22 protein-coding genes and 1 other RNA gene are annotated in these 22,647 nt (G+C 72.9%); 12 read left to right on the top strand and 11 right to left on the bottom strand.

The window, feature by feature from the left end; genetic code table 11:
* Window positions 1-74: 74 nt before the first annotated feature.
* Entirely contained in the window at window positions 75-1,151 is a 1,077-nt protein-coding gene (locus OG965_RS14255; protein ID WP_371652429.1) for a Zn-dependent alcohol dehydrogenase, read from the top strand.
* A 23-nt stretch (window positions 1,152-1,174) separates the two neighbouring features.
* Entirely contained in the window at window positions 1,175-2,116 is a 942-nt protein-coding gene (locus OG965_RS14250; protein WP_371652428.1) for a 3-oxoacyl-ACP reductase, read from the top strand.
* A gap of 86 nt (window positions 2,117-2,202) precedes the next feature.
* On the opposite strand, the gene OG965_RS14245 is transcribed toward OG965_RS14250, so the two are convergent.
* Window positions 2,203-2,367, bottom strand: a complete 165-nt coding sequence (locus OG965_RS14245) for a hypothetical protein (protein ID WP_371652427.1) — start codon at window positions 2,365-2,367, stop codon at window positions 2,203-2,205.
* A 68-nt stretch (window positions 2,368-2,435) separates the two neighbouring features.
* On the bottom strand, window positions 2,436-3,548 hold the full coding sequence (locus OG965_RS14240; RefSeq protein WP_371652426.1) for a hypothetical protein: 1,113 nt from the start codon (window positions 3,546-3,548) through the stop codon (window positions 2,436-2,438).
* 226 nt (window positions 3,549-3,774) lie between these two features.
* On the opposite strand from OG965_RS14240, the gene OG965_RS14235 reads away from it, so the two are divergent.
* The 3 genes from OG965_RS14235 to OG965_RS14225 are packed head-to-tail and all read left to right on the top strand — an operon-like array spanning window position 3,775 to window position 6,655.
* Entirely contained in the window at window positions 3,775-4,626 is an 852-nt protein-coding gene (locus OG965_RS14235) for a Nif3-like dinuclear metal center hexameric protein (RefSeq protein WP_371652425.1), read from the top strand.
* Complete coding sequence (locus OG965_RS14230; protein ID WP_371656939.1) at window positions 4,623-5,366, top strand: zinc ribbon domain-containing protein; 744 nt, start codon at window positions 4,623-4,625, stop codon at window positions 5,364-5,366. The genes OG965_RS14235 and OG965_RS14230 overlap by 4 nt, the downstream gene beginning before the upstream one ends.
* A complete protein-coding gene (locus tag OG965_RS14225) occupies window positions 5,366-6,655 on the top strand; it encodes a bifunctional RNase H/acid phosphatase (protein WP_371652424.1) in 1,290 nt (429 codons plus the stop codon). The genes OG965_RS14230 and OG965_RS14225 overlap by 1 nt, the downstream gene beginning before the upstream one ends.
* 208 nt (window positions 6,656-6,863) lie before the next feature.
* Here the strand turns inward: OG965_RS14225 and eda are convergent, their stop codons facing one another.
* Window positions 6,864-7,478, bottom strand: coding sequence for a bifunctional 4-hydroxy-2-oxoglutarate aldolase/2-dehydro-3-deoxy-phosphogluconate aldolase (gene eda / locus OG965_RS14220; protein ID WP_371652423.1), 615 nt, complete (start codon window positions 7,476-7,478; stop codon window positions 6,864-6,866).
* 80 nt (window positions 7,479-7,558) lie between these two features.
* On the bottom strand, window positions 7,559-8,359 hold the full coding sequence (gene yaaA, locus OG965_RS14215) for a peroxide stress protein YaaA (protein ID WP_371652422.1): 801 nt from the start codon (window positions 8,357-8,359) through the stop codon (window positions 7,559-7,561).
* Between the two features lie 493 nt (window positions 8,360-8,852).
* Between yaaA and OG965_RS14210 the strand changes: the two genes are divergently transcribed.
* The 3 genes from OG965_RS14210 to OG965_RS14200 all read left to right on the top strand — a co-directional run bounded on the left by OG965_RS14210 (window position 8,853) and on the right by OG965_RS14200 (window position 11,195).
* The gene (locus tag OG965_RS14210) at window positions 8,853-10,286 is read left to right on the top strand and encodes an RNB domain-containing ribonuclease (RefSeq protein WP_371652421.1); all 1,434 of its coding nucleotides are present in this window, start codon (window positions 8,853-8,855) and stop codon (window positions 10,284-10,286) included.
* A 54-nt stretch (window positions 10,287-10,340) separates the two neighbouring features.
* Window positions 10,341-10,740: RNase P RNA component class A (gene rnpB / locus OG965_RS14205), an RNA gene on the top strand.
* Window positions 10,741-10,871: 131 nt separating this feature from the next.
* On the top strand, window positions 10,872-11,195 hold the full coding sequence (locus OG965_RS14200) for a nuclear transport factor 2 family protein (RefSeq protein ID WP_371652420.1): 324 nt from the start codon (window positions 10,872-10,874) through the stop codon (window positions 11,193-11,195).
* Window positions 11,196-11,204: 9 nt separating this feature from the next.
* Here the strand turns inward: OG965_RS14200 and OG965_RS14195 are convergent, their stop codons facing one another.
* Together OG965_RS14195 and OG965_RS14190 are read right to left on the bottom strand one after the other, a co-directional pair.
* Complete coding sequence (locus tag OG965_RS14195; RefSeq protein ID WP_371652419.1) at window positions 11,205-12,062, bottom strand: PhzF family phenazine biosynthesis protein; 858 nt, start codon at window positions 12,060-12,062, stop codon at window positions 11,205-11,207.
* A 168-nt stretch (window positions 12,063-12,230) separates the two neighbouring features.
* Entirely contained in the window at window positions 12,231-12,995 is a 765-nt protein-coding gene (locus OG965_RS14190) for an SDR family oxidoreductase (RefSeq protein WP_371652418.1), read from the bottom strand.
* 139 nt (window positions 12,996-13,134) lie between these two features.
* Here OG965_RS14190 and OG965_RS14185 point away from each other — a divergent pair, with 139 nt between their 5' ends.
* Together OG965_RS14185 and OG965_RS14180 are read left to right on the top strand one after the other, a co-directional pair.
* The gene (locus OG965_RS14185) at window positions 13,135-14,400 is read left to right on the top strand and encodes a multidrug effflux MFS transporter (RefSeq protein WP_371652417.1); all 1,266 of its coding nucleotides are present in this window, start codon (window positions 13,135-13,137) and stop codon (window positions 14,398-14,400) included.
* A 33-nt stretch (window positions 14,401-14,433) separates the two neighbouring features.
* A complete protein-coding gene (locus tag OG965_RS14180; protein ID WP_371652416.1) occupies window positions 14,434-15,423 on the top strand; it encodes a small ribosomal subunit Rsm22 family protein in 990 nt (329 codons plus the stop codon).
* A gap of 158 nt (window positions 15,424-15,581) precedes the next feature.
* Here OG965_RS14180 and ddaH read toward each other — a convergent pair whose 3' ends face one another.
* Window positions 15,582-16,424 carry a dimethylargininase gene (gene ddaH / locus OG965_RS14175; RefSeq protein WP_371652415.1) on the bottom strand — a complete coding sequence of 281 codons (843 nt, stop codon included), beginning with the start codon at window positions 16,422-16,424 and terminating at the stop codon, window positions 15,582-15,584.
* Window positions 16,425-16,613: 189 nt separating this feature from the next.
* On the opposite strand from ddaH, the gene OG965_RS14170 reads away from it, so the two are divergent.
* Together OG965_RS14170 and OG965_RS14165 are read left to right on the top strand one after the other, a co-directional pair.
* Window positions 16,614-17,210, top strand: coding sequence for a TetR/AcrR family transcriptional regulator (locus OG965_RS14170; protein ID WP_371652414.1), 597 nt, complete (start codon window positions 16,614-16,616; stop codon window positions 17,208-17,210).
* Window positions 17,211-17,304: 94 nt separating this feature from the next.
* Complete coding sequence (locus OG965_RS14165) at window positions 17,305-18,039, top strand: bifunctional DNA primase/polymerase (RefSeq protein ID WP_371652413.1); 735 nt, start codon at window positions 17,305-17,307, stop codon at window positions 18,037-18,039.
* 170 nt (window positions 18,040-18,209) lie between these two features.
* Here the strand turns inward: OG965_RS14165 and OG965_RS14160 are convergent, their stop codons facing one another.
* From OG965_RS14160 to efeO, 4 genes are read right to left on the bottom strand one after another with little or no spacing between them, the layout of a single operon-like run.
* Entirely contained in the window at window positions 18,210-19,181 is a 972-nt protein-coding gene (locus OG965_RS14160) for a hypothetical protein (protein ID WP_371656938.1), read from the bottom strand.
* A complete protein-coding gene (efeU, locus tag OG965_RS14155) occupies window positions 19,069-20,064 on the bottom strand; it encodes an iron uptake transporter permease EfeU (RefSeq protein WP_371652412.1) in 996 nt (331 codons plus the stop codon). Before efeU ends, OG965_RS14160 begins: the two co-directional genes overlap by 113 nt.
* A gap of 25 nt (window positions 20,065-20,089) precedes the next feature.
* The gene (gene efeB / locus OG965_RS14150; protein ID WP_371652411.1) at window positions 20,090-21,382 is read right to left on the bottom strand and encodes an iron uptake transporter deferrochelatase/peroxidase subunit; all 1,293 of its coding nucleotides are present in this window, start codon (window positions 21,380-21,382) and stop codon (window positions 20,090-20,092) included.
* 34 nt (window positions 21,383-21,416) lie between these two features.
* The gene (gene efeO, locus OG965_RS14145; protein ID WP_371652410.1) at window positions 21,417-22,556 is read right to left on the bottom strand and encodes an iron uptake system protein EfeO; all 1,140 of its coding nucleotides are present in this window, start codon (window positions 22,554-22,556) and stop codon (window positions 21,417-21,419) included.
* Window positions 22,557-22,647 lie beyond the last annotated feature (91 nt).

The following is a 22,647-nucleotide window of genomic DNA, read 5'->3' as shown; positions in this document are numbered from 1 at the left end:
CGCCTCACCCGAGGCGCATCAAGAAGGCTCATCAAGAAGGCTCATCAGAGGGCTCAGCAGAGGGGAGCCGCACCATGCGCGCAGCCGTACTGCACGAGATCGGCCAGGACAAGCTCGATGTGCTCGACGACGTCGAGGCGGTGGGCTTCGGGCCCGGGAAGGTGAGGATCCGGATCCGGGCAACCGGGCTCTGTCACTCCGACATCTCCGCGATGAGCGGGGTGCTCCCGCAGCCCGCCCCCTTCGTCCCCGGCCACGAGGGTGCGGGCGAGATCCTCGACGTCGGCGACGGGGTCACCTCGCTCGCCCCGGGCGACCGCGTGCTGGTGTGCTGGCTGCCCGCCTGCGGTGTCTGCCCCTCCTGCAAGCGCGGCCAGACCCACCTCTGTCTCGCCGGGTTCATGAACGCGGGCACCCCCAACTTCAAGCGCCCCGGCGGCGACCTCTTCGGCTTCGCGGGCACCGGCACCTTCGCGGAGGAGGTCGTGGTCGCCGCCGGATGCGCGGTCCCGATCCCCGACGACGTGCCGTACGAGATCGCCGCGCTCATCGGGTGCGGGGTGACCACCGGGCTCGGGGCGGCCATCAACACCGCGAAGGTGGAGGCCGGTTCGTCGGTCGCCGTCATCGGCTGCGGCGGGGTCGGCATCTCCGCCATCCAGGGCGCCAAGGTGCAGGGCGCGGCGCAGATCGTCGCCGTCGACCCGGTGGCCTCCCGGCGCGAGGCCGCGCTCACCTTCGGCGCGACCGAGGCCGTCTCGCCCAGCGAACTCGACGACGCCAAGCAGCGGATCACCGGCGGCGAGGGCTTCGACTACGTCTTCGAGGTCGTCGGCAAGTCCGCCACCGCCCGCACCGCCTACGGGGCGACCCGGCGCGGCGGCACCCTGTGCGTGGTCGGCGCGGGCGCCATGGACGACTTCTTCCAGGTCAACATGTTCGAGCTGTTCTTCGACGAGAAGCGCATCCTGCCGTCGCTGTACGGCGGCGGCGACGTGCTGCGCTCCTACGAGCGGGCCGTCGCGCTGTGGCGGGCGGGCCGCATCGACCTGGAGGGCCTGATCACCCACCGGGTACCGCTCGCCGGGATCAACGACGCCCTCGACCAGATGCGCACGGGCGAGGCCCTGCGTACGAGCATCTCCCTCTGACCCCGAAAGGACGCGGTCGACCGATGGCACTGCCACTTGAAGGGCTCAGCGCGATCGTCACCGGCGCCGGGCGGGGCCTGGGCCGGGCCGAGGCCCTCGAACTCGCCCGGCTCGGCGCGTCCGTCGTCGTCAACGACTTCGGGCAGCCGGGCCGGGACGGCTCCGGCGAGGCCTCGGCCGGGCCCGCCGAGGAGGTCGCCGCCGAGATCCGCGCGGCGGGCGGCGCGGCGGTCGCCCACACCGGCGACGTGGCCGACCACCAGCAGGCCCGCGAGCTGGTCGGGCTGGCGGTCGCCACGTACGGGAAGCTCGACGTCCTGGTCAACAACGCGGGCATCCTGCGGGACCGGATGATCTTCTCGATGACCGAGTCCGAGTGGGACGCGGTGATCCACGTCCACCTCAAGGGCCACTTCAACACCACCCACTTCGCCGCCGCGCACTGGCGCCGGCGGTCCAAGGAAGCGGGCGGCCCGGTCTACGGCCGGATCGTCAACACCTCCTCGGAGGCGTTCCTCGCCGGGTCGGCCGGACAGCCCAACTACGCGGCCGCCAAGGGCGGGATCGTGGGCCTCACCACGTCCACCGCCCTCGCGCTCGCCAAGTACGGGGTCACCGCCAACGCCATCTGCCCCCGCGCCCGCACCCGGATGACCGAGGACGTCTTTGCTGGCTTCGAGGAGCCGGGTGCCGGTCAGCTCGACCCGCTGGCGCCCGAGCACGTGGCGCCGCTCGTCGGCTATCTGGCGTCCCCGGCGGCTGCCCGGGTCAACGGCCAGCTGATGGTGGTGCACGGCGGGATGGTGGCGATCGTGGAACGCCCCAAGGTGGCCGCCAAGTTCGACGCGGCAAAGGAGACGTTCTCGTACGGGGAACTGGACGAGCTGCTCTCGCCGTACTACGCCGACCGCCCGGCGAACGAGACCTTCGCGGCGGCGGAGGTCCTGGGGCTCAAGCGCGGCTGAACCCCGCGCCCCTCAAGGGGCGCGGGGAACTGCGCGACCAGCCACAAACGGTCCGCAGTCGAAAGATCACTTCCGTGAAGCATCCGTCAGCCGTGGTGGTAGCCGTCCTCCCCGTTCTCCCGCCGGTGGCGGCCGCGTCCGTGGGCCTCGGTCGTCGGCTCCTCGGTCGCCGCGGCGCCGCCCCGGTGCCGGCCGTGGCTGTCGGTGTCCGTCGTGGCTTCGGCGGACGCGGCGGTCAGTGTCTCGGACATGTGGTGCAGTCACCCCGTTGTGTTTCGTCCCTTGCGTTCGCCGTGGATCTTAGCCAGAGGTCCACTGCCTACTGACGGCCGGTCAGCGGTGCCTGCGCGAGCGGTACGGGCCGGGGGGCCTGCGGTTTCAGCGGTACGGGGGCGGGCCGCGGCACGTCCGCCGGGGCCGGGACCGCCGCCACCGAGCAGGGCGCCGCGGGCGTCGCGCACGGCAGCCGCAGCACCCCGTCCCGGGTCCACAGGCCCGAGCCCGCCAGCCACCCCTCGGGCGCGGCCAGCTGGTGCAGCCGGCGACCCGCCGGGCGCCACACCCCGAGCCAGGTGCCCGCCGCCGCGTCGATCCGCAGCGCCACCGCGCAGCTCTCCGGCATCAGCACCTGCCCGGGCTGTACGGCGAACGGCGTGACCGCCGCGTCCGCGAGCCGCAGGCACTCGGGGAAGCGGACCGGCAGGGTGGAGCCGAGCACGCCCCAGCCGAGCCGGTCGTGGCCGGGCGCGTCGGAGCGCAGCAGCAGCAGACCGGTGTCCGGGTCCGCGAGCAGCAGCCGGTCCTGGCTCTCCTCGGTGATCTGGAGGAGCGGGGTCACCTCGCCGCCGCGCTCCAGGTCCACCGCGACCGCCTTGGTCCGCCCGTCCAGCTCCCGGTCCAGGGCCAGCATCCTGCCCGTCCGGTCCAGCCAGACGCCGCCCGAGCAGCGGCCCTTGACGGTGGCGACCGGCTCCGGGCCGAAGGCGCCGCCCGCCACCAGCCAGATCGTGCTGTCCTGTGGCCCGTCCGCCAGCGCGTACGCGCAGCTGCCGTTCGGGGACGGCGGCAGCAGGGACAGCCGCCGCCCGGGCGTGTCGTCGTGGGCGACCGTGCCCAGGGCGAGCTCGCCGGTGCCGGGGCCGGTCGGGTAGAGCAGGGCGAAGGCGTCCCGGTCCGCGACCCGGCGGTGGATCAGCACCCGCCCGTCCGCCATCGGCAGCACCGAGGCGTCCGGCTCCTCCGGCTGGTTGCCGGGCAGCGGCACCGCGTACGGCTCGGGTCCGTCGAGCGTCCACCGCTCGGGGAACCAGCGGTCGCCCCCGCCCTCTCCCCTTACCAGGCGGGCCGCGTAGGCGCCGTCCGCGGTGATCGTGAACTCCGTCTGCCGGACCGCGCCGTTCCCGGCAGCGGTCTCGATGGCCAAGGCCGTCATGAGATGGCTCACCTCCGGCCCATGAAGCTAGTTTTCGCACTTCCTGCCGAACAACACGAGACCACTCGCTTCACACCAAAGGGTGGCCATCGGGCGATTCCCCTGTGATCGGGGCGACGGATGTGCAGTGCGGTGCAAGTAAGGCAAGGCGTACCTGGGCAGCCGCTCGGGGCGGGCGGGCCGAAGCCATGGTGGGCGGGGCGCCCCGCGCGGGTAACCTGTGTCCGTGCCCCGTCTGTCTGAAGTCATCGCCGCGCTCGACGCCCTCTGGCCGCCCGAGCGGGCCGAGGGATGGGACGCGGTCGGCACCGTCTGCGGCGAGCCCGACGCGGAGGTCCGGCGCGTGCTGTTCGCCGTCGACCCCGTACAGGAGATCGCGGACGAGGCCGTGAAGCTCGGCGCCGATCTGATCGTCACCCACCACCCGCTCTATCTGCGCGGCACGACGACGGTCGCGGCCGGCCACTTCAAGGGCCGGGTCGTGCACACCCTGATCAAGCACGACATCGCGCTGCACGTCGCCCACACCAACGCCGACACCGCCGACCCCGGCGTCTCCGACGCCCTCGCGGGCGCCCTGGACATCCGGGTCGTCCGGCCGCTCGTGCCCGACGCCACGGACCCCTCGGGCCGCCGGGGCCTCGGCCGGATCTGCGAGCTGGACCACCCGATGACGCTGGGCGAGTTCGCCGCCCACGCCGCCGCCCGGCTGCCCGCCACCGCGCAGGGGATCCGGGTCGCGGGCGACACCGGGGCGCCGGTGAAGACCGTCGCGGTCAGCGGCGGCTCGGGCGACGGCCTCTTCGACGCCGTACGGGCGTCGGGAGCCGATGCCTTCCTCACCGCGGACCTGCGCCACCACCCGGTTTCGGAGGCGACCCAGGCCGCATCTCTTTCTTCCGGCCCACTCGGCCTGATCGACGCCGCCCACTGGGCCACCGAGTGGCCCTGGTGCGAGCAGGCCGCCGCACAGCTCGACGAGATTTCCGACCGTCACGGCTGGGACCTGCGGGTCCACGTCTCGAAGACGGTCACCGACCCCTGGTCATCCCACCACTCTTCTGGAGCCCCCAACTGAACGCCGCGCCCGCCGACCAGATCCGCCTCCTCGACGTACAGGCCCTCGACGTACGCCTGTCGCAGCTCGCCCACAAGCGGAAGTCGCTGCCCGAGCACGCCGAGATCGAGTCGCTGAACAAGGACCTCGCCCAGCTCCGCGACCTGCTGGTCGCCGCGCAGACCGAGGAGAGCGACACCGCCCGCGAGCAGACCAAGGCCGAGCAGGACGTCGACCAGGTCCGCCAGCGCGCCGCCCGCGACCAGCAGCGCCTGGACTCGGGCGCCGTCTCGTCCCCCAAGGACCTGGAGTCCCTCCAGCGCGAGATCGTCTCGCTCGCCAAGCGCCAGGGTGACCTGGAGGACGTCGTCCTGGAGGTCATGGAGCGCCGTGAGTCCGCCCAGGAGCGGGCGGCCGAGCTGACCGAGCGCGTCTCCTCCGTGCAGTCGAAGACCGACGACGCGACCGCCCGCCGCGACGCCGCGACGCAGCAGCTCGACGCCGAGGCCGCCGACGTGGCCAAGGAGCGCGAGGTCGTCGCGGGCGTGATCCCCGCCGACCTGCTGAAGCTCTACGACAAGCTCCGCCTGCAGCAGGGCGGCGTCGGCGCGGCCCGCCTCTACCAGCGCAGGTGCGAGGGCTGCCGCCTTGAGCTCAACATCACCGAGGTCAACGAGGTCAAGTCGGCGTCCCCGGACACCGTGCTGCGGTGCGAGAACTGCCACCGCATCCTGGTCCGTACGTCGGAGTCGGGCCTGTAGTGCGGCAGTTCGTTGTCGAGGCCGACGGCGGCTCCCGGGGCAACCCGGGCCCGGCCGGTTACGGCGCGGTGGTCCTCGACCCGGTGACGGGCGAGACGCTGGCCGAGGCGGCGGAGTACATCGGCGTCGCGACCAACAACGTCGCCGAGTACAAGGGCCTGATCGCCGGACTCAAGGCGGCGAAGGCCCTGGACCCGGCGGCGAAGGTGCGGGTCCGGATGGACTCCAAGCTGGTCGTCGAGCAGATGTCGGGCCGCTGGAAGATCAAGCACCCCGACATGAAGCCGCTCGCGGCCGAGGCCGGGCGGATCCTGCCGCCCGGGCAGATCACGTACGAGTGGATCCCGCGCGAGAAGAACAAGCACGCGGACCGGCTCGCCAACGAGGCGATGGACGCGGGCAAGCGCGGCAAGCAGTGGGAGCCGTCGGCGTCCATGGCCGCGCTGAACACGGGCACCGGCTCCGCCGACTCGGGTGCGGCACGGGTCGTCGGGGACGCGGCGGCGGGTGCGGCGCGGGCCAGGGCGGCGCTGGCGACGGGGCCGGGGGCGGGTTCTGGTGCGGCTCCGGCTCCGGCTGTTGCCGCGACCACGGCCACCGTTCCGGCTCCGGCCCGGGCGGCGACGGCCGGGGCGCCGGCCGCCGGGTGGAGCGCGCCCGATCTGGGCACGCCCACGACCTTCGTCCTGCTGCGGCACGGCGAGACCGCGCTGACCCCCGAGAAGCGGTTCTCCGGCAGCGGTGGCTCCGACCCCGAGCTGTCGGCGGCGGGCCGGCGCCAGGCCGAGCAGGTGGCCGCCGCGCTGGCCGCCCGGGGCACGATCCAGGCGGTCGTCTCGTCCCCGCTGCGGCGCTGCCGCGAGACGGCGGCGGCGGTCGCGACGCGCCTCGGTCTGGACGTACGGGTCGAGGAAGGCCTGCGCGAGACGGACTTCGGCGCGTGGGAGGGCCTGACCTTCGCGGAGGTGCGCGAGCGGTACGGCGACGACCTCGACGCGTGGCTCGCCTCGCCCAAGGCGGCGCCGACGGGCGGCGGCGAGAGCTTCGCGACGGTGTCGCGGCGCGTCTCGGCGACCCGGGACCGGCTGCTCACGGCGTACGAGGGCCGTACGGTCCTGCTGGTCACGCATGTGACCCCGGTCAAGACGCTGGTCCGGCTCGCCCTGGGCGCCCCGCCGGAGTCGCTGTTCCGGATGGAGCTGTCGGCGGCGTCGGTGTCGGCGGTGGCGTACTACAGCGACGGCAACGCGTCGGTGCGGCTGCTGAACGACACGTCGCATTTGCGCTGAGGCGGTTGTTTTCCGTCCGCGGGCCGGTGGGGGCTGGTCGCGCAGTTCCCCGCGCCCCTAAAGGGGCGCCCCGAAGGGGCGCATTTAAGGGGCGCGGGGAACTGCGCGAGCAACCACACACAGCCCGCAGACAAACACCGGGCAGATAAGGGGCGCGGGGAACTGCGCGACCAGCCACCGACTACCCGCAGCCGAACGACCGCACCCCTCAGCGCAACCCCGCCGCCTCCCGCGCCAGCGCCTCCACCCGCCCCCAGTCCCGCGCGGCGAGCGCGTCCGGGGGCAGCATCCACGTACCTCCGACGCAGCCCACGTTCGGCAGCGCCAGATACTCCGGCGCCGAGGCGAGCGAGATGCCGCCGGTGGGGCAGAAGCGGGCGCCGGGAAGCGGCCCGGCGAGGGATTTCAGATAGGCGGTACCGCCCGCCGCTTCCGCCGGGAAGAACTTCATCTCGCTGACTCCGCGTTCCAGGAGCGCCACCACCTCGGACGCGGTCGCGACCCCGGGCAGGAACGGGACCCCGGACGCGGTCATCGCGTCGAGGAGGCCGCCGGTCCAGCCGGGGCTGACCAGGAAACGCGCCCCGGCCGCCACGGCGTCGGCGACCCCGGCGGCCGACACCACGGTCCCGGCGCCGACCACGGCCTGCGGCACGCCGTCCGCGATCGCCCGGATCGCGTCGAGCGCGGCGGGCGTACGCAGGGTCACCTCGATCGCCGGCAGCCCACCCGCCACGAGGGCCCGCGCGAGCGGTACGGCGTCGGCCACGTCGTCGAGGACGACCACGGGGACGACGGGGGCGAGGTCCAGGACGGAGGTCATGGGGGCATCCTGCCGGGCGGATGCGGGGCCTGCAACGGTCGTTGCGGAGGATGCAACGGGACGTCAAAAGGGCGTGGCGGCTAGTGGATCTGCTCCACGACCACATCCAGCGCCCACGCCCTGCCCGGCTTCGCGGGGGCGGCGCACTCCACGGCGTACCCGAGGTCGCGCAGGGCCTCCACGAGCCGCGCCGGGTCGGCGGGGGCGGCCCCCGACAGCAGCAGATCCCGCACCAGGCGGCCCTTGGTGGCCTTGTTGAAGTGGCTGACGACCGAGCGCTTCTCGACGCCGTCGACGATCTGGGAGTGCAGTACGCGTACGGTCGCGGTCCGCCCGGCCACCTCGCCCTTGGGCTTCCAGGCGGCGGCGTACGCGGAGGAGCGCAGGTCGAGGACGAGGCCGGTCCCGGCGGCCTCGGTCATGACCGGGTCCATGACGCCGCGCCAGTACGCCCCGAGCGCGCCAAGGCCCGGCAGCTTCACGCCCATCGAGCAGCGGTACGACGGGATGCGGTCGGTGGTGCGGACGGCGCCCCACAGGCCGGAGAAGACGAGCAGCGACTTGGCGGCGCGGCGCTTGGCGGCGGGGTCGAGAGTGGCGAGGCCGAGGGCGTCGTAGAGGACGCCGGTGTAGATCTCGCCCGCGGGGCGGGTGCCGGCGGTGCGGAGGTCGGCGTTCTTGGCGACTTCGCCGCGCAGGCCCTCGCTGAGGCCGAGCACGTCGCGAGCCTTGTCCTCGTCCCCGAGACACAGCTCGACCAGCTCGTCGAGGACGGCGGCGCGGGGGGTGGTGAGCCCCGGCAGGGACAGCGCCTCCTCCTTGAGGGGCGTCCCGCGCCCCCCGCCGGCCTTTCCTTCGGAGGGCGGGAGCAGCACGAGCACGGGGTCTCCTTGGGGGTGGTACGGGACGGGGGTGCGGCCCCGCAGCCAGATTAAGCCCCCACCCCACCCCTTCCCTAAACCCTCCGGGGGTGGGTGGGGGGCGGAGGCTCGTTTCCCGGGGGCTACGCCCCCGGACCCCCGGCGGGGGCTGCGCCCCCTGCACCCCTGGCGGGGCCTGCGGCCCCTGCACCTTCGTTCGTCTGCGGGCCGTCTGTGGCTGGTCGCGCAGTTCCCCGCGCCCCTAACGGGGCCCGCACCTCGAACGCCGCCCGGGCTGGAGTTACCTAAGGGGCGCGGGGAACTGCGCGAGCAACCACCGCCGACCCGCAGACAAACACCGGGCCAAAAAGGGGCGCGGGGAACTGCGCGGCCAGCCCCCACCGGGGCCGCGGACAAATAGGGGTCGGGGCGGAGCCCCGCAGTCGGATCCGCCGGGCCCGGGGCCCAGCCACGAAAAGGGGCCAAGCCCCGGCGCGCGGCCTACGCTCGGGGCATGCCTCGCCGCCACCTCCGTATGACCGGCGCAGCCGACCCGCTGAGGGCCGCCCTGCGCGACCTCCGCACCACCCTCGACGTCCCCGAGGGCTTCCCCCCGGACGTCCTCGCCGAGGCGGACAGAGCCGCGGGCAACCCCCGGCTGCCCGCCCGCGACGCCACCGACCTCCCCTTCTTCACCATCGATCCGCCCGCGTCCATGGACCTGGACCAGGCCATGCATCTGGCCCGGCGCGGCAGCGGGTATCGCGTGCATTACGCCATCGCCGACGTCGCCGCCTACGTCGTCCCCGGCAGCCCCGTGGACATCGAGGCCCACCGCCGCGTGAACACCCTCTACTTCCCCGACGAGCGCATCCCGCTCCACCCACCCGTACTGTCCGAGGACGCCGCCAGCCTGCTGCCCGGCCGTACGCGGCCCGCCGTCCTGTGGACCATCGACCTGGACGCCGACGGCGCCACCACCGCGACCCACGTCGAGCGCGCCCTCGTCCGCAGCCGCGCCAAGCTCGACTACGAGGGGGCGCAGCGGCAGATCGACGCCGGTACCGCCGAGCCGGCCCTCGCCCTCCTTCAGGACATCGGGCGGCTGCGCGAACAGCAGGAGGTCGCCCGTGGCGGGATCTCCCTCAATGTCCCTGAGCAAGAGGTCGTCGAGCGCGGCGGCCGGTACGGCCTGGAGTACCGCGCCCCCCTCCCCGCCGACGGCTGGAACGCCCAGATCTCCCTGCTCACCGGCATCGCCGCGGCCGACCTGATGCTGGCGTACGGCACCGGTGTCCTGCGCACCCTCCCCAGCGCCCCCGACGGCGCCGTCGCCCGGCTGCGCCTGTGCGCCCGGGCGCTGGGCATCGACTGGCCGCACCACGTCTCGTACGCCCAGGTCATCCGCTCCCTCGACCCGAGCGACCCGCACCACGCGGCGTTCCTCCAGGAGTGCACGGCGCTGCTGCGCGGCGCCGGGTACACCGTGTTCACCGGCGGGAACGTCCCGCACCCCGCGATCCACGCCGCCGTCGCCGACGAGTACACCCACTGCACGGCCCCGCTGCGCCGTCTCGTCGACCGATACGCCAGTGAGCTCTGCCTCGCGGCGGTCGCCACCGCCGACATCCCCGACTGGGTGCTCGCCGCCCTCGACGCCCTCCCCAAGGAGATGGCCGAGGGCACCCGCAGGGCCAACACGGTCGAGCGCGAGTGCGTCGACCTGGTGGAGGCTGCCCTCCTCAAGGACCGGGTCGGCGACGTCTTCGACGCGACCGTCGTCGACCTCAAGGACGACGAACCGGCCGTCGGCACCGTCCACTTGACCGACCCGGCCGTGGTGGCCCCCGTCAAGGGCACCGCCCCCCTCCCGCTGGGCGAACGCCTACGGGTCCGCCTCACCCAGGCCGACCCGGGCACGGCGAAGGTGGAGTTCGCCCCTGCCTGACGGCGTCGGCAGCGGGCCCGCCCCTCCGGCAGGTAGCATGGTCGGCACGGCAGACGAGCCGGGCGGACGGCCGCGTGGGGATCCTCGGATCCCCCCGAGGAACGTCCGGGCTCCACAGGGCAGGGTGGTGGGTAACGCCCACCCGGGGTAACCCGCGGGACAGTGCCACAGAGAACAGACCGCCCGGCGCTCAGGTGCCGGGTAAGGGTGAAACGGTGGTGTAAGAGACCACCAGCGCCTGGGGTGACTCAGGCGGCTAGGTAAACCCCACCCGGAGCAAGGTCAAGAGGGAGCACTCCGGTGCTCCTGCGCGGACGTTCGAGGGCTGCCCGCCCGAGTCCGCGGGTAGACCGCACGAGGCCGGTGGCAACACCGGTCCTAGATGGATGGCCGTCTCCCCGGCCGCCGCGAGGCGACCGGGCGACAGAACCCGGCGTACAGCCCGACTCGTCTGCCGTTTCACACCTCCCCCTCCCGCGCCGCGACCGGTGGCGGGAGTGGTGGCGATGGGGTGAGCTGGGAGGCGGGCCCGTCCCCGTGGTGGGCGAGCCCGGTCCCGTACTCCCGCATCCGGAGGAGCCCCGCATGACCGTCCCCGTCGAACAGCTCAGCGACCCGGCCGTCCGCGCCTTCGCCACCGCGCTCAACGCGAACGACCGCGCCGCCTTCCAGGCCGCCCTCACCCCGGACGCCACCATGTCCGACGACGGGTCCGACCGGGACCTGGCCGAGTGGACCGAACGTGAGGTCTTCTCCTCGAATGGGCACATGGACGTCGAGAAGGAGAGCGATGGCGGGCTCTCGCTGATCGTGAACTACCGCAACGACACCTGGGGCGCGATGCGCACCGCCTGGCGCTTCGACGTCGAGGACGGCAAGGTCAGGCGGTTCGAGACCGGGCAGGCCTAGGGCCTGTCGTCACTCGGGGATACGGGTGCCCGCGCCGCCCACCCGTACGCGCGCGTCGCCCGCTCGCAGCGTCACCGTCAGGACGCCGGGGCGGCCCATGTCCTCGCCCTGGTGGAGCGTGAGGACCGACTCCTCGGGGACCAGGCCGAGTTCGCGTACGTACGCGCCGAAGGCCACCGCGGCCGCGCCCGTCGCCGGGTCCTCGACGACCCCGCCGATCGGGAACGGGTCGCGGACGTGGAAGACCGTGTCCGACGCGCGCCACGCCAGCTGAACCGTCGTCAGGTCGAGCCGTCGCATCAGCGTGGCCAGCCGGTCGAAGTCGTAGTCGAGGTCCGCCAGACGCTCGCGGGTGGCGGCGCCCAGGACCAGGTGGCGGGCTCCGGCGTACGCGATGCGCGGCGGCAGGGCCGGGTCGAGGTCGGCGGCGGGCCAGTCGAGCGCGGCCAGGGCCTCGGTGAGGTCGTCGGGCGCGATGTCCTCGCTGTGCGGCTCGACGCTGGTCAGCGTGGCCCGCAGGGCGCCGCCGTCCTCGGTGACGGTCACCGGGACCGTGCCGACGGGGGTCGCGAAGACCAGGTCGCCCACGCCGATCCGCTCGCCGAGCGCCACGGCCGTCGCCACGGTCGCGTGACCGCAGAACGGGACCTCGGCCTGCGGGCTGAAGTACCGGATCGTGAACGCGCGCCCCTCCTCGCCGAGGCCTTCCGGGGGAGCGGTCAGGAACGCGGTCTCGCTGTACCCGAGCTCCGCGGCGATCGCGAGCATCCGCTCGTCGTCGAGCCCGGAGGCGTCCAGGACGACCCCGGCGGGGTTGCCGCCGGCGGGGTCGGAGGAGAAGGCGGTGTAACGCAGTACGTCTGTCATGCCGTGATCAACTCCGGACGACGGCACGGCATTCCGCGCGGGAGCTGAAGTGGGTGCGCGGCAATCCCCTGGGCGTCCCGAAGGGGCGCATTCAGGGGCGCGGGGAACTGCGCGAGCAACCCGAGATGGTCCGCAGACGAACAACCGCACCCATGGTGGGGCGCGCGCTCAACCCCGCCCGATGTACGGCATGGCCGTCGCCATCACCGTCGCGAACTGCACGTTCGCCTCCAGGGGCAGTTCCGCCATGTGCAGCACCGTGCGGGCCACGTCCGCCGCGTCCATCACCGGCTCCACCGCCAGCTCCCCGTTGGCCTGGGGCACGCCCGTGCTCATCCGGGCCGTCATGTCGGTGGCCGCGTTGCCGATGTCGATCTGGCCCACGGCGATCCGGTACGGGCGGCCGTCCAGGGAGAGGGCCTTGGTCAGGCCCGTCATCGCGTGCTTGGTCGCCGTGTAGGCGACCGAGTGCGGCCGCGGCACGTGCGCCGAGATCGAGCCGTTGTTGATGATCCGGCCGCCCCGCGGGTCCTGCTCCTTCATCTGCCGGAACGCCGCCTGCGCGCACAGGAACGCCCCGTTGAGGTTGGTGTCGACGACATGGCGCCACGCCTCGTACGCCAGGTCCTCCACCGCGACCCCGCCCGGCCCGAACGTACCCGCGTTGTTGAAGAGCAGGTCGAGCCGTCCGTACCGGTCCTGTACCGCCTCGAAGAGCGCCGCCACCTCGTCCGGTGACGTCACGTCCGTACGGACGGGGAGGACATCGGCTTCGGGGCCCGCAAGGGCGGCGGTCTCCGCCAGGGTTTCCGACCGGCGGCCGGCCAGGGCCACCGACCAGCCCGCCGCGGCCAGGGTGAGCGCCACGGAGCGGCCGATGCCGGAACCGGCGCCGGTGACGACGGCGGTCTTGCGCGCTGCGGATGCGTTCATGGTCCGGAGCGTACGGGAGCGGCCCGCGCCCCGGCCGGAGCCGTCCGGGATATGGGCCCGGTCCCGAGCACCCCCGCCGGGCTGAGAGCATGGATGCTTGAAACTACAACGGTCCATGCGGCCGGAAACGGGAGACACCATGGCGGAGACCAGCCGGACCGCACCGGCCCCGATACCGGCCGCGGCCCCCGTCGCCGCCCGCCGTGCCGGTCTGCTGGTCACGCTGGTCCTCGGCGGGCTCACCGCGCTCCCGCCGCTCTCCATGGACATGTACCTGCCCGCGCTGCCCGAGGTCACCGGCGCGCTCCACGCGCCCGCCGCCACCGTGCAGCTCACGCTCACCGCGTGCCTGGCGGGCATGGCGCTCGGCCAGCTGGTCGTCGGGCCGATGAGCGACAAGTGGGGCCGCCGCAGGCCGCTGCTCGTCGGCATGGTCGTGTACGTGATCGCCACCGCCGTCTGCGCCTTCGCGCCCGACGCCGGACTGCTCATCGCCTTCCGGCTGCTCCAGGGCCTGGCGGGCGCGGCGGGCATAGTGATCGCCCGGGCGGTGGTGCGCGATCTGTACGACGGCGTCGAGATGGCCCGGTTCTTCTCCACCCTGATGCTGATCTCGGGCGCCGCCCCCGTCGTGGCGCCGCTGATCGGCGGGCAGGTGCTGCGGCTGACCGACTGGCGCGGGGTGTTCGTGGTGCTCACCGCCGTCGGGCTGCTGCTCACCCTCTTCGTCTGGCGGTGCCTGGGCGAGACGCTGCCGCCCGAACGACGGCACGAGGGCGGGGTCGGCGAGGCCCTGCGCACCATGGGCGCGCTGCTCAAGGACCGGGTCTTCACCGGGTACGTGCTGGCCGGCGGGCTCGCCTTCGCCGCGCTCTTCTCGTACATCTCCGCCTCCCCGTTCGTGATCCAGGAGATCTACGGGGCCTCGCCGCAGACCTTCTCGCTCCTTTTCGGGCTCAACTCGGTCGGCCTCGTCGCCGCCGGGCAGATCAACGGGAAGCTGCTGGTGGGCCGGGTCAGCCTCGACAAGGTGCTGGTGTGCTCGCTGAGCACGGTGGTGCTCGCGGCGGCGGCGCTGCTCGTGATGACGACCGGGGTGTTCGGCGACCCCGGCCTCGCGCCGGTCGCGGCCGGACTGTTCGTGCTGATGTCCGCGATGGGCATGGCCACGCCCAACACCACGGCCCAGGCCCTGATGCGCACCCCGCACGCGGCCGGCTCCGCGTCCGCGCTGCTCGGCACGTCGTCGTTCCTGATCGGGGCGGTGGCGTCGCCGCTGGTGGGGATCGCGGGGGAGGGGACGGCCGTTCCCATGGCGGTGGTGCAGCTGGTGTCCGGCGTGGCCGCGCTGCTGTGCTTCCTGGGGATGTGCCGCCCCTGGCAGCGGCAGGAAGCCGGGGTCTGAGCCGCCCCGGGCTCCCGCCCGTAGAATCCCCAGGTGAACGAGAACGTCCCCGTCCCGCAGGCCCTGCGCTCCGCCCTCGCCGGGCTGCTCGACGGGCTGCCGCCGTCGCAGGCCGCGCAGGCCGTCGACCGGCTGATCGCCAACTACCGGGGAGCCACCCAGACCCACGCCCCGGTGCTGCGCGACCGCTCCGACGTGGCCGCGTACGCCGCGTACCGGATGCCCGCGACCTTCGAGGCGGTACGGTCCGCCCTCGCCGCCCTCCAGGACGCCGTCCCGGACTGGACCCCGGCCACCCACACCGACGTCGGCGGCGGTACCGGTGCGGCGAGCTGGGCGGTCGCGGAGGCGTGGGACACCGCGACCACGGTCCTCGACTGGGCCGAGCCCGCGCTCGCGCTCGGCCGTGAACTCGCCGACGCCTCCGGCATCGAGAGCCTCGGCGCGATCCGCTGGGAGCGGGCCAGGATCGGCTCGGCGCTGAGCCTCCCGGAGACCGACCTCGTCACCGTCTCGTACGTACTGAACGAGCTGACCGCCGACGACCGCCTGGCCCTGGTGGACGCCGCCGCCCGCGCCGCGAGGGGCGCCGTGGTCATCGTCGAGCCGGGCACCCCGGACGGCTACGCCCGGATCATCGAGGCCCGGGACCGGCTGATCGCGGCCGGGTTCACCGTCGCCGCGCCCTGCCCGCACAGCGCCGCCTGCCCCATCGAGCCCGGCACGGACTGGTGCCACTTCTCCGCCCGGGTCAGCCGCTCCTCCCTGCACCGGCAGGTCAAGGGCGGCTCACTGGCGTACGAGGACGAGAAGTTCAGCTACGTCGCGGCGGTGCGGGGGGCGGCCGAGGCCGCCGTGAACCGGGTCGTGCGGCGGCCCCAGATCCGCAAGGGTCAGGTGCTGCTCGACCTGTGCACGGTGGATGAGGTGCTGCGCCGCGAGACGGTGACGAAGCGGAACGGGACGCTGTACCGCGCGGCCCGCGACGCGTCGTGGGGCGACGTGTGGCCTCCGGCCGGGTAGGTCGGTTTTCGGGTGCGGGCCGGTGGGGGCTGAGCGCGCAGTTCCCCGCGCCCCTAAAGGCCTGTGGCTGAGCTGGGTTCTCCGGCTGCGGCGGACCACCTCAGGGGCGCGGGGAACTGCGCGACCAGCCCCCACCGGCCCACAGACGAAACGACCTGCTAAACGCGAAGCTCCTGCGTGCAGCACTTCACGCTGCCCCCACCCTTGAGCAGCTCGCCCAGGTCCATCCCCACGGGAACAAAGCCGCGCTCGCGCAGGGAGTCGAACAGCCCCAACGCCCCCTGCGGCAACAGCACATGAAGACCGTCGCTCACCGCGTTCAGTCCCAGTGCCCCCGCATCCGCCTCCGAGGCGATCACCGCGTCCGGGAAGAGCCGGGCGAGGACGGCCCGGCTGCCGGGTGAGAAGGCGCCCGGGTAGTACATGATCTCGTCGGCCGAGTCGTCGAGCACGCACAGGGCCGTGTCCAGGTGGTAGTAGCGCGGGTCGACGAGGTCGAGCCCGATCACCGGGCGGCCGAAGAACTCCTGGGCCTCGTCGTGCGAGAGCGGGCTGGACCGGAAGCCGCGCCCGGCCAGCAGATACGAGGCGGTGACGGCGAAGTCGCCCTCGCCCTCGTTGATGTGGGACGGCTCGTGGATCTCCGTGAAGCCGTGGGCGCGGAACCAGTCCAGATGGGCCTCGGCCTCCGCCGCCCGCTCGGGGTGGGCGAAGCGGGCGCCGAGCACCCGGCCGTCGATCACGGTGGCCCCGTTGGCGGCGAAGACCATGTCGGGCAGGTCGGGGCGGGGTTCGAGCAGCTCGACGGTGTGGCCGAGCGCCCGGTAGCGGTCGCGCAGGTCCTCCCACTGGGCGAGGGCGAGCGGCAGGTCGACGGGCTTGGCGGGGTCCATCCAGGGGTTGATGGAGTACGTGACCTTGAAGTGTGCCGGTGGGCACATCAGATAGCGCCGGGGTCTGGCGACTCGGGGTGCACTGAGGTCACGGGTCTCACTGAGCAATGAGGGCTCCTCACGGACGACTTCGGCTGCACGCGCCGCATCTGCGGTCGTGGTCAGCCCATGGTGCGGCCTGCCCGCCGTTCGCGCAGTGATCCGTCCGGGTGTTTTTCGCCGCTTCACACGCTGTTGCCCCGCGCGCGCCCTTGACAGAGACGATACGTTTCGCCTCGGTGACGCTAGGATCCCGTCATGGCGAACGCACCCGACTCCACCCGCCGCAGCGAGCGCTCGCGGCGCGCGATCTACGACGCGGCTCTCTCCCTCGTCGGCGAGGCCGGGTACGCGAAGACGACGATCGAGGGCATCGCCGCCCGCGCCGGGGTCGGCAAGCAGACCATCTACCGCTGGTGGCCCTCGAAGGCGGCGGTCCTGCTCGAAGCGTTCGTCGACCTCAGCCGCGAGGCCGTCCAGGGCGAGGTGGCCCTGCCCGACACCGGGGACCTGGAGGCCGACCTCAAACTGGTGCTGCGCGCCACCGTCGACGAGCTCAACGACACCGCGACCGACGCGCCGTACCGGGCGCTCGCGGCGGAGGGCGTCATCGACCCGGAGCTCTGCGCCGCGTTCGTGCAGAACCTCCTGGAGCCTCAGCTTCGGCTGTACATGGACCGGCTGCGGTCCGCGCAGGACGCGGGCGAGGTACGGGCCGACGTCGACCCGCGCACCGCCCTGGAACTGCTGGTCGGCCCGCTCTCGCACCGCTGGCTGCTGCGCACCCTGCCGCTCACCCACGCGTACGCGGACACCGTCGTCGAATACGCCCTGCGCGGACTCACCCCCCGCTGAGGGCCCCGGGTTGGGGGGTACGGCCTCGCCGGGCGCAGGATGGTGGGAGCATGGGGGAAGGTTCTCGCGGGGCAACGGTGAGGTGAGGGGATAGATGGGCGCGGAGTACGGGCGTTCCGACAGTCCGCAGAGCAGGCTGTCCCGCTGGCTGCGCAGGCGCCCCAAGGACGCCCCCGGCGCCGACGCGGACCGCCTCGGCCTGCTGCTCGCCACCGCCGCCGCGAAACTGCCGCTCGCCCCGGCCGCGTACCCCGCCGGCTACCGGTGCTCCTGTGACCGCGTGGGCTGTCCGACCCCGGCGCGCCATCCGGTCTCGTTCGCCTGGCAGACCCAGTCGACCACCGACCGTGCCCAGATCGAGCGGTGGGCGCTGGGCCAGCCCGAGGCGAACTTCATCACGGCGACGGGCATGGTCCACGACGTACTGGACGTGCCCCTCGAAGCGGGCCGCGAGGCCCTGGAGCGGCTGCTCGCCGAGGGTGTCGACGTCGGCCCGGTGGCCGAGTCCGGCGGAGTGGGCGACCAGGCCCGGATGCTCTTCTTCACGGCGACGCGTGGCACGCCGGAGGACGAGGACGAGTGGTGGCCCTGCGAGCTGGACTGCCACCCCGAGACGATGGACGAGCACCCCGGCCTGCGCTGGCACTGCCGGGGCAGCTACGTCCTGGTCCCCCCGGCCCGCCTCCCCGGCGACCACGAGGTTTCCTGGGTACGGGGCCCGGAGCACGACCTGCCGGACCCCCTGACACTCCTGGAAACCCTGACGGACGCGTGCGCCAGGCATGGCGTGGCGGACGCGCACGCGGTGGCTTGGCCACTGGGCCGGTAGCCCCTGCGGGGGTGCGCTTCCGTCTGCGGACCGTGCTTGGCTGCTCGCGCAGTTCCCCGCGCCCCTAATGCGCCCCTGCGGGGCGATCCCGGGGATGCCGCGTAGCGGCATTTCAAGGGGCGCGGGGAACTGCGCGACCAGCCCCCACCGGCCCGCAGCTGACCTGCAAGCTACTCGCCCTTCGCGGACGTAAGCCCCTGAAGCCGGTTGATCACGGTGACAGAGCCCCGTCCCGCCGGGACCAGCGCCGCGTCGTCCGACACCCGCTCCTTCGTCACGGTCGACCGGGCCTCGCCCGTCATCAGCGCCCGAACATCCGCGTTGATGTCCAGACGGACCCCCTTCGCCGCCGTCTGCCGCTCGAAGTGCCGACTGGCGAAGAAGACGAGCGCGCCGCCGTCCCGGGTGCGCAGACCGAGGGGCGCGAAGTCGCCGCTGTCGAGCGGCTGGTCCACGTACTGCGTGGACAGACCCGGCCGCGTCGCGTTCTTCTTGCGCAGCTCGCGCCACTCGGTGGTGTGCGGGCCGGGCGCGAAGCTCTCGGGGCGGCCGGTGCGCAGATACGACACGTAACTCTCGCTCAGATCCTTCGGCGCCACCGCGAGCCCGGTGTCGTCCGGCCGTATCGGCTCGGCGAAGCCGTCCTTGTCCGAAGCGAGGGCCGGGACGTCCTTGGGGGCCAGGACCGAGAGGTGGGCCACCTTCCAGACGTCGTTCACGCCGTCGCGTACGAACACCAGCAGCCAGCGCGTGTCGTCCGGGCCCGTGTCCTTGTCCCGGTTGGAGTCGGTGTCCGCGACGAACCAGCGCGGCCAGCCCGCCTTCCTGGGTATCGCGAACCTCGCGTCGGTCAGCTCCAGCGGCACGTGCTGCGGGTTGCCGCCCGGGTTGGTGACGTGCCGGGCCTTGAGGCCCGCCTGGTTGACCGCCCCGAGCGGACCGGTGACCCGGCCCGCGTCGAGGGCCGGGTCGAAGGCCTTGTCGGCCCTGTTGTACGCGTCCGTGAAGTCCCTGAGCGCCTGTGCGGCCTCAGCCCTGGTCGCCGACGGTACTACTTCCCGCTCGCCGTGCACCGTCACGCAGCCGCTCGCCGTCACCGTCAGTACGGTCACCGTCGCGAGCGCCGCCGTCAGCCGACTCACCCTGCTCATGGACTGCCTTCTGCCCCTCGTCCTGCTTGGCCGCCGCCGCGGGAGCGGCGCTCCCGGCGGACTTCGCGAACCCTACCGGGGCGAAGAACAGTGCGAGCGTGGGGATGAGGTACAGCGCCCACACCGTGACCTGGAGGACGGTCGGGTCGGGCTGGAAGTTGAGGACGCCCTTGAGGACCGTGCCGTACCAGCTGTCCGGCGGGATCGTCGAGCTGATGTCGAACGCCAGGTTCTTGATGCCCGGGACGAAGTCGGCCTCCTGGAGGTCGTGCACGCCGTACGCGAGCACGCCCGCCGCGACCACGACCAGCATCGCGCCGGTCCAGGTGAAGAACTTCGCCAGGTTGATCTTGAGCGCGCCCCGGTAGAAGAGCCAGCCCAGGAACACCGCGGTGGCGAGCCCGAGGAGCGCGCCGATCAGGGGGTCCGTGTTGCCGCTGTCGGACCCGGCCGCGTGCACGGACGTCCAGACGAACAGCGAGGTCTCCAGGCCCTCCCGGCCGACCGCCAGGAACGCGGTGGCGACCAGGGCGCCGGTGCCGAGCCGCAGCGCCGCGTCCAGCTTGCCCTGGAGCTCGGACTTCAGGAACCGCGCGGTGCGCCGCATCCAGAAGACCATCCAGGTCACCAGGCAGACGGCGACGACCGACAGCGAGCCGCCGAGCGCCTCCTGGGCCTTGAACGTCATCTCCTGCGAGCCGAACTCCAGGCCCGCGCCGAAGCCCAGCGCGACCAGGACGGCGACGCCGACGCCGATCCAGATCGGCCGCAGCGCCTCGCGGTGACCCGTCTTGACCAGGTACGCGACGAGGATGCAGACGACCAGACTGGCTTCCAGACCCTCGCGCAGGCCGATCAGATAATTGCCGAACATTAGATTCCCCTCAGCCCTCGGCCGATCAGCTGAACAGTGCCCGGCCCCACCAGTCATCCTTGTCGCGGATGCCCGGCGGGACGGCGAAAATCGCCGAACTCACGTGCTGGATGTACTCGTTGAGCGCGTCGTGGCCCGCGAGGCTGCGCTGCACCGGCAGGAAGCCCTTGCGGACGTCCCGCTGGTAGGCGAGGAAGAACAGGCCCGCGTCCAGGCGGCCGAGGCCGTCCGTGCCGTCCGTGAAGGAGTAGCCGCGGCGCAGGATCGTCGCCCCGCTGTTGGTGTCGGGGTGCGCCAGGCGCACGTGCGCGTCCGGCTTCATCGCCTTCAGGAACGGCTCGTCGCGCTCCTTGGCCTTGCCGACCGGGGCGCCCTCGCCCTTGTCGCGGCCGAAGATGTCCTCCTGCTCCGACAGCGAGGTGCGGTCCCAGGTCTCGATGTGCATCCGGATGCGGCGGGCCACCAGGTAGGAGCCGCCGGCCAGCCAGGGCGAGCCGTCCTTCTCGCCGACCCAGACGTGCTTGTCCAGGGCGGCGGCGTCGGTGCCCGAGACGTTCCGGGTGCCGTCCTTGAAGCCCATCATGTTGCGCGGGGTCTGGGCGTCCGGTGTCGTCGAGGAGGTCTTGCCGAAGCCGAGCTGCGACCAGCGGATGGCGGTCTTGCCCATGCCGATCCGGGCCAGGTTGCGGATCGCGTGCACCGCGACCTGCGGGTCGTCCGCGCACGCCTGGACGCACAGGTCGCCGTCGCTGCGCGCGGGATCGAGGTTGTCGCCGGGGAACTTCGGGATGTCGACCAGCGCCTCGGGCCGCTTGCCCTCCAGGCCGAAGCGGCCCTTGGCGAAGAGCGAGGGGCCGAAGCCGATCGTCAGGGTGAGCCGGGACGGCTTGAGGCCGAGCGCCTCGCCGGTGTCGTCCGGCGGCGCCTCCGCGAGGCCGCCGTAGGCGCCCTCGCCGACCGTCTGGCCCGCGGTCATGCGCGCCGCGGCGGCCGTCCAGTCCTTGAGGAGCTGGATCAGCTCGGCCCGGTCCTTGGTGGTCACGTCGAACGCGGCGAAGTGCAGCCGGTCCTGGACCGCGGTGGCGATGCCGGCCTGGTGGGCGCCGTAGAACGGCACGGCGGCGCCGGTGTCGGCGGCGGGCACCGCGTCGCTCCCGTCGTCGCGCACGGCGGCGACGGCACCGCCCGCCGCGGCGGCGCCGAGCGCCAGGCCCGCACCGCCCCAGCCGAGCAGGGAACGGCGGGACGGGGCAGAGGACGTGGTGCCCCCGGCGGCGTCGGTGGTGGTGCCGGCGCCGGCGTCGGTCGTGTCGCTCATGGCGGATCCCCTCCTGTTCTGTCTGCGTGCGGTGTTACTTGGCGACGGCGGCGGCGAGCTTGGAGAGCGGCTCGCTGAGCGCGTTCACGCCGTCGGACAGCTGCTTGCGGTCGCTCGGGCCGACCTTGTCGTACGAGGTGAACTCGTACGAGCTCTTGTCGGTGCGGTACTTGTCGAGCTGGGCCTCGATCGCGGCGAACTGCTTGTCGAGCTCGGCGGTCAGCGCCGGGTCGTTCTTCGAGGCGACCGGCTTGAGCAGCTCGTACGCCTTCTGGGCGCCCTCGACGTTGGCCTTGAAGTCGACCAGGTCGGTGTGGCTGTAGCGCTCTTCCTCGCCGGTGACCTTGCCGGTGGCGACCTCGTCCAGGAGCTCCTTGGCGCCGTTGGCCATGGAGGTCGGGGTGATCTCGGCGGTGCCGACGCGCTTCTGCCAGTCCGCGATGTCCTTGGAGAGCTGGACGCCCAGCTTCTTCTCCTCGTCACCGATCTTGCCGTCGGCCCACAGCGCCTTCTCCAGGCGGTGCCAGCCGGTCCACGTCTGGCCCTTCTCCAGGCCGTCCTCGCGCACGTCCGTCTTCGGGTCGATGTCGCCGAAGGACTCCGCGACCGGCTCGGTGCGCTCCCAGCCGATGCGCGAGGGCGCGTACGCCTTCTTGGCGCCCTCGACGTCACCGGCCGCGATGGCGTCGGTGAAGGTCTTCAGCTTCGGCAGGGTGTCGTCGGCCTGCTGCTGCACATAGGTGCGGTAGGCGGCGACGGCCGCGTCCAGCTTGGGGTCGCGCTTGGCGGTCTGGCCGCCCGTGACGGTGACCTTCTGGCGGATGCCGCTGCCCTTCATACCGGGCTTGCAGGCGACCTCGTACGAACCGGCCTTCACCTCGGCGGTGAGGTTCTGCTTCGTGCCCGGGCCGATGTTCTCGCGCTCGGCGACGATCCGGTCGTCCGGGAAGAGCAGATAGACCTCGGTGACCTTGTTGCCCTTGTTCTCGATGGCGAACTGCACGTGGCCGGCCGCGAACTCCGTCTTCGACAGCTTGCAGGCGTCGTCGGAGGCGGTGACCTGGATGGCGCCGTCGGCGCTCTTGGAGTCGCTCTTCGAGGAGCAGCCCGTGACGGCGGCCAGAGCCGCCACGGCCGTGGCGGCGGTGACTACGGAGAGACGGACGGCTCGCATGCGGGCTCCACGGGGTTTCGGTCAGGGGGTGAGGCGGACCTAACTTAACCGAGGCTTACCTGACCGATACCCATCGGGTCAGTGATTCAGC

The sequence above is a fragment of the Streptomyces sp. NBC_00224 genome (assembly GCF_041435195.1).
GTDB lineage: Bacteria > Actinomycetota > Actinomycetes > Streptomycetales > Streptomycetaceae > Streptomyces.
The sequence above is the reverse complement of the archived record's forward strand: the minus strand, read 5'-3'. Positions and strand labels throughout refer to the sequence as shown.